A 10,333-nucleotide genomic window follows, 5' to 3' on the forward strand; every position below is an offset into this window, starting at 1 on the left:
TCGGGTAACAGCATTTCAGACGGCCCTAAAATAATAGGCCGTCTGAAACATAATCAATCCTGAGCCAGCGCATCAATCGGGTTGAGCTTGGAAGCCTTGTTGGCAGGCATAAAGCCGAACGCGACGCCGATGGCGGTGGAGCAGACGACTGCGCCGATGACGGAAGTCATGGAAATGCTCATTGGGAAGTCGGTAACAAAATAGTTGAACACCAGGCTGATGCTTGCGGACAGCAATACGCCGGACAGGCCGCCGATGATACAGATTAAGACGGCCTCAATCAGGAACTGTTGCAAAATATTGTTGCGGCGTGCGCCGATTGCCATGCGAACGCCGATTTCTTTGGTGCGCTCGGTAACGGAGACCAGCATGATGTTCATCACGCCGATACCGCCGACCACCAAAGAGATGACCGCGATGGAAGAAATCAGCAGCGTCATGGTGCCGGTTGTGCTTTCCACCATTTCTTTGATGCTGTCGCTGTTGTTCATAAAGAAGTCTTCTGTACCGTGGCGTGCTTTCAGCAGCTCGGTCAGGCTTTTTTCGGCAACCTGTGTGTTGGCATCGTCTTTGATTTTGACAACGATGGAGTTGGTATAGCTTTCGCCGGTAATTTGGTGCATGACCGTTGTATAAGGCGACCAAAGCATCAGCGAGTCGGAATTGCCAAATGAGTTGTCATCCTTTTTCATAATGCCGATGACGGTTAGCGGACGTTTTTTGAAAAGGATGGTTTTGCCTAAAGGATTGACACCTTCGCCGAAGAGTTTGGTTTTGGTGTTTTGGTCGATGACGACAACTTGGGCATCGGTTTTTACATCGTCATCATCAAACAGACGGCCTTCTTCCAATTTCAAACCGCGCACGTCGAAATATTGTTCGCCTACGCCGTAAAGCGAGGCGGTCAGGTCGGTGTTGCGGTAGGTCAAGGTGCCGCTGGAGTTGGTTTGAGGGGTGGCGGAGGCGACGTAACTTTGTTGGCTGATAGCTTTTGCGTCATTAATCGTCAGTGTCTTGATCCGTCCGCTTCTACGGTCGCCAAAACCACGGCCGGGGAAGATACTGATGGTGTTTGTGCCCATCGAGTTGATGTCTTCCAAGATTTTTTGTTGAGAACCATTACCCAAGGCCACTACCGATACTACCGAAGCGATACCGATGATAATCCCCAGCATGGTCAGCAGCGAACGCATTTTGTGCGCCATAATCGCCTGTACCGACATTTTGAATGCTTCCATAAATTGATCGTAATAAAACGACCAGGAAGCTTTTTCTTTAATCCTCTCCACTTTGCTTGGCGGAATATCGGGATTTTTAGACGTATCCGAAATAATCTGACCGTCGCGAATTTCGATGACGCGGTTTGCATTTGCCGCAATGCCCGGATCGTGGGTAACCATAATCACGGTATGCCCGTCTTCGTGCAGCTTGTGGATGATTTCCATCACATTTTTACCGCTGGCGGTATCCAATGCGCCGGTTGGTTCGTCGGCAAAGATGATTTCGCCGCCGTTCATCAACGCGCGGGCAATCGAAACGCGCTGTTGCTGCCCGCCGGAAAGTTCGCTGGGTTTGTTGCCTTCTTTATTTTGCAAACCCAAATCGCCCAACAGTTTTTCCGCACGTTCCGCGCGCTCTTTGCTGTCCATGCCCATATATACGGCAGGCAGGGCGACGTTGTCCCGGGCGGTCAGCGAACTTAACAGGTTGTAACGCTGGAAAATAAAGCCGAAACGCTCACGGCGCAAAGCCGCCAGCTCATCCGGCTGCATTTGCGATGTTTCGATGCCGTCGATTTGATAAGAGCCGGAAGTGGCGGAATCCAGACAGCCCAAGATATTCATCAGCGTTGATTTGCCCGAGCCGGATTGGCCGATAATCGCCACAAAGTCGCCTTTTTCAATAGAAAGGCTGACATCTTTCAATACATGCACACGGTTTTCACCGCTACCGAAAAAACGGTTGATATTCTTACATTCGATTAAACTCATAATCTTTCCGGGCGAAAAATAGACATACAGAAACCAAGGCCGTCTGAAACACAGCCAAACCTTTCAGACGGCCTTAATCAATCAGCGGGGAGGGCCGCCGCCCATCATCGCGCGTTCGCTGCTCTTATTCTTTTCGTCTGCGCTCATTTCAGAAACGATTACTTTTTCGCCTTCTTTCAAGCCGCTTTTGATTTCGGTATTCATACTATCTTTCAAACCGACGGTTACTTCGCGTTCTACCGCTTTATTGTCTGCACCCAAAATGCTGACATAGGATTTACCGTTATGTTTTTTTACAGTCAGCGTCGGTACCAGTAAGACATTCTTCACGCCGTTGATTTCAATCGTGTTTTGAGTGGTCATGCCGATGGAAAGTTTGCCGTCGGAATTTGGCACCAAGGCGCGGGCATAGTAGTAAATCGCATTGGAAGTTGTGTCCGTGCTGCTGGTGTAGCTGCCCAAAGACATGGTGGTCAGGCCGGGGTCGACGCTGTCCAATTTCGCTTTAATCGGCGTGTCCGGCTCGGACAAAATGGTGAACGAAATATCCTGACCGGCTTTGACCTTTGTGATGTCGCCTTCTGCAATCTGCATTTTGTTCAACATGGTTTCCAGATTGGCCAGCTGGATAATGGTCGGCGTAGATTGCGCCGCATTGACGGATTGGCCTTCTTCAACAGGAATGGCGACCACGGTGCCGTCCATGGTGGCGGTAATCCGCGTGTGACCCAGTTCGGATTCGGCTGTATTGATGGAGATTTTTGATTGTTTGATGGAGGCCTTCAGTTCGGCGACATTCGCTTTGGCTGCAGCTAAAGAATCTTGTGCAGATTCCAAATTTTCTTTGGAAGTTGCCTGTTCTTTCCATAAGGCAAGTTCGCGTTTATATTTTTTCTCTGCACTGGAAAGCGCGATTTCGGCAGAAACCAATTTTGCCTGATAGGTTTCCAGTTTGGATTTTTCGGTATTTAAGGTATTGATCTGATTGGTTGAGTTGATTTCCGCAATCAGATCGCCTTTTTTCACTTGTTGGCCCAGTTTCACATACAGTTTTTTAATCTGACCTGAAGCTTCCGCGCCTACGGATACTAAATTGGAAGGTGAGATTTCTCCGGTTGCCGACACGGTTTGACGGATATCGCCGCGTTTGACCACTTCTGTAATAAAAGAAGACTGAGGCTCAGGCTTCATCAAAGACCAGCCGCCGAAAGCCGCTGCTACTACAACAGCCGTACCGGCCGCCCACTTGAAAACTTTAGACATATAAAAAAAACCAATTCAATAAAATAACGTCGCAGACAAGCAACAAATATATTGATAGAAACAAAAAAACAACTGGATTTTACTGTAAAGACCAAGGCCGACCAAGAGATGGTTAGCTTAAATTGAAGTTTAACTTATTGAAATAAAAAATAAAAGAATAAAAATATTTTTCAGAACTTGCACCTCATTTACATAAATTCCCAAACTCCCTCCGAATCTGAACATTTAAGCCGCAAGAAAACTACTATAATATTCACATCTTAATTCTAATTATTCACGACATAAATACAATGAAACATCAACAAGGCTTCACGCTTATCGAGCTGCTGATAGTCGTTGTGATTGCAGCCATTCTTGCTACCATCGCCTATCCGTCTTATCAAAACTACATCCGCCAAACGCGCCTCGCATCCGTCCGCACACAGATGCTGCATAATGCCCAACAACTTGAACGCTACTATACTCAAAAAAGTACTTTTGAAAGGTTTTCTGATAAAAATTTACAGCAGAATCAATATTTTGATATTGGTTTTGAAGGTAAGCCTTCCGATTTAGGTTATATTTTGAAGGCTGAACCCAACAAAGAAACCAACGCTAATGAAACCTGTACCGTTTATTACAACGACAGCGGTATCATCTGGGCAAAAAACAGCAATAAACAAAACTGCCCCGGTTATGAAATACCAAAATCGGAATAAATCGAAATATAAAAAGGCCGTCTGAAATTCAGACGGCCTTTTTGATGGTTTGGCTGTATAAGCAGATTAGCCTAAACAGGGTAAATATCGGTAATCCTGACGCAATGTGAAGTCAGTCTTAGCCTTTGCGGCGCGGTTCGTCAGGGCGGATGCGTGAAGCCAGTTGGTCGAGGATGCCGTTGACGAATTTATGGCCATCGGTGCCGCCGAAAGTTTTGGTGACTTCGATGGCTTCATTGATGATGACGGGGTAGGGGGTCTCAGGCATGGTGCTCAGCTCATGGCAGGCAACCAGCAAAACGGCGCGTTCGATAGGACTGAGGTCTTTCTCGTCGCGGTCGAGCAGGGGGCTGATTTTTTCCATGTATTCTTCGGCATGGGTTTGTGCACCGAAAAACAGTTTGTTGAACAGCTCTTCATCCATATTGGATGTTTGGGACAGTTCGTGGATGTTTTTGGCGATTTCTGGGGCGGCAGTTTTGTTGATGCCTGCTTGATAAATAGCTTGTACGGCAAGCTCGCGTGCGCGGCGGCGTGGGCTTTTCATGGGTATTCCTTGTGAAGAGAGTGCCGATGGTTGTCGGCTGAATATTGAATGATTCAGACGGCCTCAATATCATGATTGAGAGGCCGTCTGAAAATATGCGGTATTCAATACGGGGAGAAGCTTATTCTTCGTCGTCTTCGTATTGTTCTGACAAAAGATGGTTGACCAAGTTGGCACATTCTACGGCAACTTTGGCGGCATCGGAGGCTTTTTCTTCGATGCGTGCGACGGCCTGTTCGTCGTTTTCGGTCGTCAGGATGGCGTTGGCGATCGGGATGTTGTAATCAAGGGCAACGCGGCTGACGCCTGCGCCGGATTCATTGGATACCAATTCAAAGTGGTAGGTTTCGCCGCGAATGACAACGCCGATGGCAATCAGGGCATCGAATTGTTCGGATGAAGCGAGGTTCATCAGCGCGATAGGCACTTCAAGCGCGCCGGGGACGGTGGCAAGCGTGATGTTGTCTTCGGCTACGCCCAATTCTTTTAAGGTGCGGCAGCAAACTTTGACCATTTCGCTGCCGATTTCGTTGGTGAAGCGGGCCTGAACGATGCCGATGCGCAAGTTGGTACCGTCGAGGCGGGGTTCGATAATGTTCATGATGATTCCTTCAATATTGGTGAAATAGGGATTCGGCTCGGTTTCAGACGGCCTGGTTATAGGGAAGGCCGTCTGAAACGAAATGGGGATGGATTATTCTTGCGGCTGCCAATCGGCAACGGCTTGGAACTCGCCGTCTTCGTTTAATTCCCACGCGCTGCCTTCTGCCTGAGTCAGCAGGGGCGCGATGTCGGGATTGTCTGCGGTAATGGCGGAGAGGCTGACAATGCTGAAGTTGTCGGGATTGTCGGTGTATTCGTCGGTTTCGTCGCCGCTGAAAATACGCCAGCCGCTGTCGTTTTCAAATACGGGGGCTTCGCGGTAGAGGAAGCCGACGGGTTTGCCTTGTTCGGCGACGGTGTTGGTAACAATGCAGCGGTCGAGCGCTGCGGCCAATGCTTGGGCAAATTTGTTCATGGAGTTGGCAAAGAGATGATTTGGCATGATTTTACACGATTCGCCGCTTTTCCGCACGGATGTGTGCAGGGTCGGTTTGATGGTACAATGTCGGCAAGTGCCGTCAGGTTTGAACATGACGGCTTTTGATTGTTTATCGGCTTGAGGGACGCAAGAAACAATGAGCCAAAATAAAAAAGTTGCCGGTGTAGCCTTTTTATTTTGTTTCACTGCGGATGAGGCGTGCTTTCCGGCTGTTTTTTTGAAAGTATGGAATGAAACCTGATTTGCTCAAACAGCAGGCGCATCGAGCGATTCAAAAGCGTCTGGGCTATGAGTTCCGCAATATGGAGCTGCTTCAGCAGGCTTTGACTCACCGCAGCTACAATGCCAAACACAATGAGCGTTTTGAATTTGTCGGCGATTCGATTTTGAACTATTCAGTGGCGCGGATGTTGTTTGACGCGTTTCCGAAATTGTCGGAAGGCGAGTTGTCGCGGATGCGCGCGGCTTTGGTGAATGAAGGCGTATTGGCTGAAATCGCGTTGGAAATGAATGTCGGCGACGGTTTGTATTTGGGTGCCGGCGAGTTGAAGAGCGGCGGTTTCAGACGGCCTTCGATTTTGGCTGACGCAATGGAGGCGATGTTTGCGGCGGTCAGCTTTGACGCTGATTTTTCTGCGGCGGAAAAAGTGGTTCGCCATTTGTTTGCGGAACGCGTGAAACGTGCGGATTTGAATATCGGCAAGAAAGACAGTAAAACCGCTTTGCAGGAAGCCTTGCAGGCACGTCGCTTTGCCCTGCCGAAATACCGAATCGAAGAGCAGGCGGAGCAGACGGCTGATGCGATGTTTGTGATTTCCTGTGATTTGGGCGAACTCGGTTTCATCTGCAATGCACGCGGCAGCAGTCGGAAAGTGGCCGAGCAAAAAGCGGCATGTGAAGCTTTAGAGTGGTTGGAACAGAAGTTCCCTTTGAAAAAAGCTAAAAAATGATACTTCAGACGGCCTTTGAAAAAATGCAAAGGCCGTCTGAAACAATCAAGAAAGTCATATATAAATGGATATCGAAACCTTTTTGCAAAACGAGTCGCAACACCCGACGGATTATCGTTGCGGCTTTGTGGCCATCGTGGGTCGTCCGAATGTCGGCAAATCCACGCTGATGAACCATTTAATTGGTCAGAAAATCAGTATTACCAGTAAAAAAGCACAAACCACGCGCAACCGTGTAACCGGTATTTACACCGACGACACGGCGCAATTTGTGTTTGTCGATACGCCTGGTTTTCAAACCAATCACCGCAATGCCTTGAATGACCGTCTTAATCAAAACGTAACCGAAGCGTTGAGCGGCGTGGACGTGGTGGTTTTTGTGGTGGAAGCCATGCGCTTTACCGATGCGGACCGCGTGGTGCTGAAGCAGTTGCCTAAGCATACGCCTGTGGTATTGGTGGTCAATAAAATCGATAAAGATAAAGCCAAAGACAAATTTGCGCTTGAGGCTTTTATCAATGAAGTGCGCCAAGAGTTTGAATTTGCCGCCAGCGAGGCAGTCAGCGCGAAACATGGTCTGCGTATTGCCAATTTGCTGGAATTGCTCAAGCCGTATCTGCCGGAAAGTATCCCGATGTATCCGGAAGATATGGTGACGGATAAATCCAGCCGATTTCTGGCGATGGAGATTGTGCGCGAAAAACTGTTCCGTTATTTGGGCGAAGAGTTGCCGTATGCGATGAATGTTGAAGTGGAGCAGTTTGAGGAAGAGGAAAGCGGACTGTTCCGCATTTATATCGCGGTGTTGGTCGATAAAGACAGCCAAAAGGCGATTTTGATTGGCAAGGGTGGGGAGAAATTGAAGAAAATTTCTACTGAAGCCCGCCTTGATATGGAAAAATTATTTGATACCAAAGTCTTTTTGAAGATTTGGGTGAAAGTGAAATCCGGTTGGGCAGACGATATTCGTTTCCTGCGCGAATTGGGATTGTGATTTAATGTGTTTGAACAAAGGCCGTCTGAAAAATTTTCAGACGGCCTTTTTTTATCAAGCCAACAACTCAGTCAGACGTTTGACGATTTCATCCGCTGCTTGGCGTTTGGATGTTTCCGGAAATGAGGTTTCGGCAAGGTCATCAATAATGGTGATTTGATTGGTTGGTTTGCCCATGGAAACGGAAACTTGGTTGGCTACCAGCATCGGTACGTTTTTGCGCAAACGTTTTGCCCGAGCAAATTCCAAAACCTGATGGCTTTCGGCAGCAAAGCCGACGCAGAATGGTCGAGAAGGTAGGGCGGCAACGGATGCGAGAATATCCGGATTTTCCGTCAGTTCGATAATTGGAGGCTGATTGCCGTTTTTCTTCAGTTTCTCGTTGCTGCTGTTTTTGACTTTATAGTCTGCAACGGCTGCAACGGAAATAAAGACATCTTGCTCATGGATATGGCGGTGAACTGCCTGATACATGGCTTCTGCGCTGACAGCTTGTTCGGAATGAGCCAAGCCTGCTGGCAAGGCCATCTGAATTTGACCGTAAATCAGCGTGACTTTCGCTCCGGCAGCACGGCACGCACGTGCTAAAGCCATGCCCATTTGTCCGCTGGAAATATTGGTAATGCCGCGGACAGGATCGATGGCTTCAAACGTTGCGCCGGCTGTAATCAGAACTTTTTTGCCGCTCAATAGCTTGGGTGTCCATAAATCCTCTAACAAATCTGCCAGATCGACCGCTTCGACCATTCTGCCGGTACCTGTTTCGCCGCAAGCCTGTTCGCCGCTGTTTGGGTAAAACACGGTAATGCCGTCTGAAACCAGCTGCTCAATATTGCGCAGGTTGGCAGGGTTGTTCCACATTTCGACATTCATTGCAGGCGCAACGGCCAAAGGACATTTTCTGGCTGCGGCCAAAGTAGTCAGCAGGTTGTCGGCCAATCCGTTGGCAATTTTGGCGATCGTATTGGCAGTGGCTGGTGCAATAAGAAATACGTCGGCTTCACGCGTCAGATTGATGTGCGCCATGCCATTATTGGAAGTGCCTGAATAGGTATCCGATAAAACAGGGTTGCCGGTTAAAGCTTGGAAAGTCAGTGGGGAGACAAATTCCGTCGCAGAATCTGTCATTACCACTGATACAGAATGTCCTTGCTTTTTCAGCAGTCTGACCAGTTCGCAAGATTTATACGCCGCAATACCGCCGGTAATGCCGAGGAGAATGTGTTTGCTCATAAATAATGGGTTCATTAAATGAGGTATATAGGAATCAAATCAAATTAGATTTGTTCGATGTTGATCCTGGCCAGTTTTGCTTTAATCGCATTGCCATATCTCTTCGGTAAGAATGCTGAAACCGCTCCGTTTTTCACTTCAGTCACATAACTGCAGACTTTAAATTCAGGAACAACATTGAGCGAGTAGTCCGGATTGACCAAAGGCGAAGCACTGGAGTACAGCGTCCATCTTGCCAGACTGCCGTCTTCATAATCAGTCGTTGCATTAAAGCTGGTGACCCCTTCGCTGAAAGCGATTTGATAATTAGAGTAGAACTCGCCGGGAATTTCGTGTGCATTACAGAAATCAAATAATCTGTCATGTGCAAACAGATTCTGACGGATATAGGCCCACAATTCTTTTTCTAGAAAATCTTGGTCGGCAAAATGCCTGGAAGGATAGCCCTCGTCGACAAAGTTTTGAATCCTTTCCTGCATATCTGGGACTGCGCCCGCTTTAGCGCCCCACATACCCGCAAGAATTAGGGCAGTATGCGAGCCTGAGTCGCGAATAGTGTGGAATAGTGTACCACTTTTTATCCATTCGGATACGGCCGCTGCATCACGATAACAAATAATAGAATCTGCATCACGGAAAATAACGTATTCAACCTCGGGATCATTGATGGCAAGAAAGCGCCACATCGTACCCGGCCAGTTGTCCAATGGAGCGCCAACCTTAATCACTTCTGCACCGTTATTTCTAAATCGTTGAATAGCTTCAGCCGATACAGAATCGTCAATATAAAAACGACATGTCCAACCGGGGAAAAGTACAGGAGCAAGCTGGGTGTTTAAGACGGCAGGCTCAATATATTTGGAATTATTGCCAAATAAAGAAAAGGAGATAATCCGTTTGCCGTTTTTTGGAGCTGGTGTTGGAATGATTTCATGTTCTAGGTCTGGGATGGCTTTGTCTTTTAGAACCAAAGCCTGATGACCGTAAAACCCGGTTTTTTCCCAATTATCTAGGGCGCCGTAAGCATGGGCAAGTAAATCCAAAGCAGGAATATAGGTGCTATCCAGCTCTAACGTTTTCATTTCAGCCTCAATGGCTTTTTCCCATTTCAACTGCTTCAGATAGGCATAAGCAACTTTGTGATGAAATTCGACAGATTGTGGATTGAGAAGGCAAAGAATCTCGGCACGTTTTAGCGCTTCCTCGTAATTTTCCTCTTCGATAAAAGAGTGATATGCTTGTTCAAATTTTTGTTGAATCTTTTCGTTATTCATAATAGGGACTATTCTAAATTTATGATTGTTTTATTGGAGAAAGTAGAGATTGTAAGAGTAGATGGGACTAAAGCGCCAGTAGTATAGAGATATAGAGTGTTTGAATGTGGCAATTAAGAGTAAAACTGCAGGACTATTTATCTTTGGATATCTGTTTTATCTATCGAACGATAAAATCCAATAAATTTTAAATTATTTAAATACAGATAGTTGTGAAAAAATTTTAATTTTTTTGAAATTGTGTGTTGACTGGTTTTGTTTGGGGGCGTATAGTTCGGTTCTTCGCTGCTGACGCGGTGAAGAAAACGAAGCAGACAGTATAACACAGTTAGTTAGAATTT

At 47.2% G+C, this 10,333-nt stretch carries 10 protein-coding genes; 3 read left to right on the forward strand and 7 right to left on the reverse strand.

The window, feature by feature from the left end:
• Window positions 1–53: 53 nt before the first annotated feature.
• Both ACTHTG_RS07905 and ACTHTG_RS07910 read right to left on the reverse strand, forming a co-directional pair.
• Window positions 54–1,991: a MacB family efflux pump subunit gene (locus tag ACTHTG_RS07905; RefSeq protein WP_004519695.1), complete on the reverse strand. Its 1,938-nt coding sequence runs from the start codon at window positions 1,989–1,991 to the stop codon at window positions 54–56.
• Between the two features lie 81 nt (window positions 1,992–2,072).
• Window positions 2,073–3,254 carry an efflux RND transporter periplasmic adaptor subunit gene (locus ACTHTG_RS07910; protein ID WP_308538628.1) on the reverse strand — a complete coding sequence of 394 codons (1,182 nt, stop codon included), beginning with the start codon at window positions 3,252–3,254 and terminating at the stop codon, window positions 2,073–2,075.
• 290 nt (window positions 3,255–3,544) lie between these two features.
• Between ACTHTG_RS07910 and ACTHTG_RS07915 the strand changes: the two genes are divergently transcribed.
• Window positions 3,545–3,952 carry a type IV pilin protein gene (locus ACTHTG_RS07915; RefSeq protein WP_308538627.1) on the forward strand — a complete coding sequence of 136 codons (408 nt, stop codon included), beginning with the start codon at window positions 3,545–3,547 and terminating at the stop codon, window positions 3,950–3,952.
• A 118-nt stretch (window positions 3,953–4,070) separates the two neighbouring features.
• Here the strand turns inward: ACTHTG_RS07915 and nusB are convergent, their stop codons facing one another.
• The 3 genes from nusB to ACTHTG_RS07930 form a co-directional block, all read right to left on the reverse strand.
• Window positions 4,071–4,499 carry a transcription antitermination factor NusB gene (nusB, locus tag ACTHTG_RS07920; protein ID WP_049350952.1) on the reverse strand — a complete coding sequence of 143 codons (429 nt, stop codon included), beginning with the start codon at window positions 4,497–4,499 and terminating at the stop codon, window positions 4,071–4,073.
• A 121-nt stretch (window positions 4,500–4,620) separates the two neighbouring features.
• Window positions 4,621–5,100, reverse strand: a complete 480-nt coding sequence (gene ribH, locus ACTHTG_RS07925; protein WP_003748562.1) for a 6,7-dimethyl-8-ribityllumazine synthase — start codon at window positions 5,098–5,100, stop codon at window positions 4,621–4,623.
• A gap of 93 nt (window positions 5,101–5,193) precedes the next feature.
• The gene (locus ACTHTG_RS07930) at window positions 5,194–5,517 is read right to left on the reverse strand and encodes a DUF2185 domain-containing protein (protein ID WP_039862122.1); all 324 of its coding nucleotides are present in this window, start codon (window positions 5,515–5,517) and stop codon (window positions 5,194–5,196) included.
• A gap of 254 nt (window positions 5,518–5,771) precedes the next feature.
• Between ACTHTG_RS07930 and rnc the strand changes: the two genes are divergently transcribed.
• Together rnc and era are read left to right on the forward strand one after the other, a co-directional pair.
• Window positions 5,772–6,491: a ribonuclease III gene (rnc, locus tag ACTHTG_RS07935; RefSeq protein ID WP_003683027.1), complete on the forward strand. Its 720-nt coding sequence runs from the start codon at window positions 5,772–5,774 to the stop codon at window positions 6,489–6,491.
• Window positions 6,492–6,555: 64 nt separating this feature from the next.
• A complete protein-coding gene (gene era / locus ACTHTG_RS07940; RefSeq protein ID WP_036493257.1) occupies window positions 6,556–7,485 on the forward strand; it encodes a GTPase Era in 930 nt (309 codons plus the stop codon).
• Window positions 7,486–7,539: 54 nt separating this feature from the next.
• Here the strand turns inward: era and coaBC are convergent, their stop codons facing one another.
• Entirely contained in the window at window positions 7,540–8,718 is a 1,179-nt protein-coding gene (coaBC, locus tag ACTHTG_RS07945) for a bifunctional phosphopantothenoylcysteine decarboxylase/phosphopantothenate--cysteine ligase CoaBC (RefSeq protein WP_308538626.1), read from the reverse strand.
• A 44-nt stretch (window positions 8,719–8,762) separates the two neighbouring features.
• Window positions 8,763–9,992, reverse strand: coding sequence for a tetratricopeptide repeat protein (locus ACTHTG_RS07950; protein ID WP_308538625.1), 1,230 nt, complete (start codon window positions 9,990–9,992; stop codon window positions 8,763–8,765).
• Window positions 9,993–10,333: the final 341 nt, after the last annotated feature.

The organism is Neisseria sp. P0017.S009, from assembly GCF_051957375.1.
Taxonomy (GTDB): domain Bacteria; phylum Pseudomonadota; class Gammaproteobacteria; order Burkholderiales; family Neisseriaceae; genus Neisseria; species Neisseria perflava.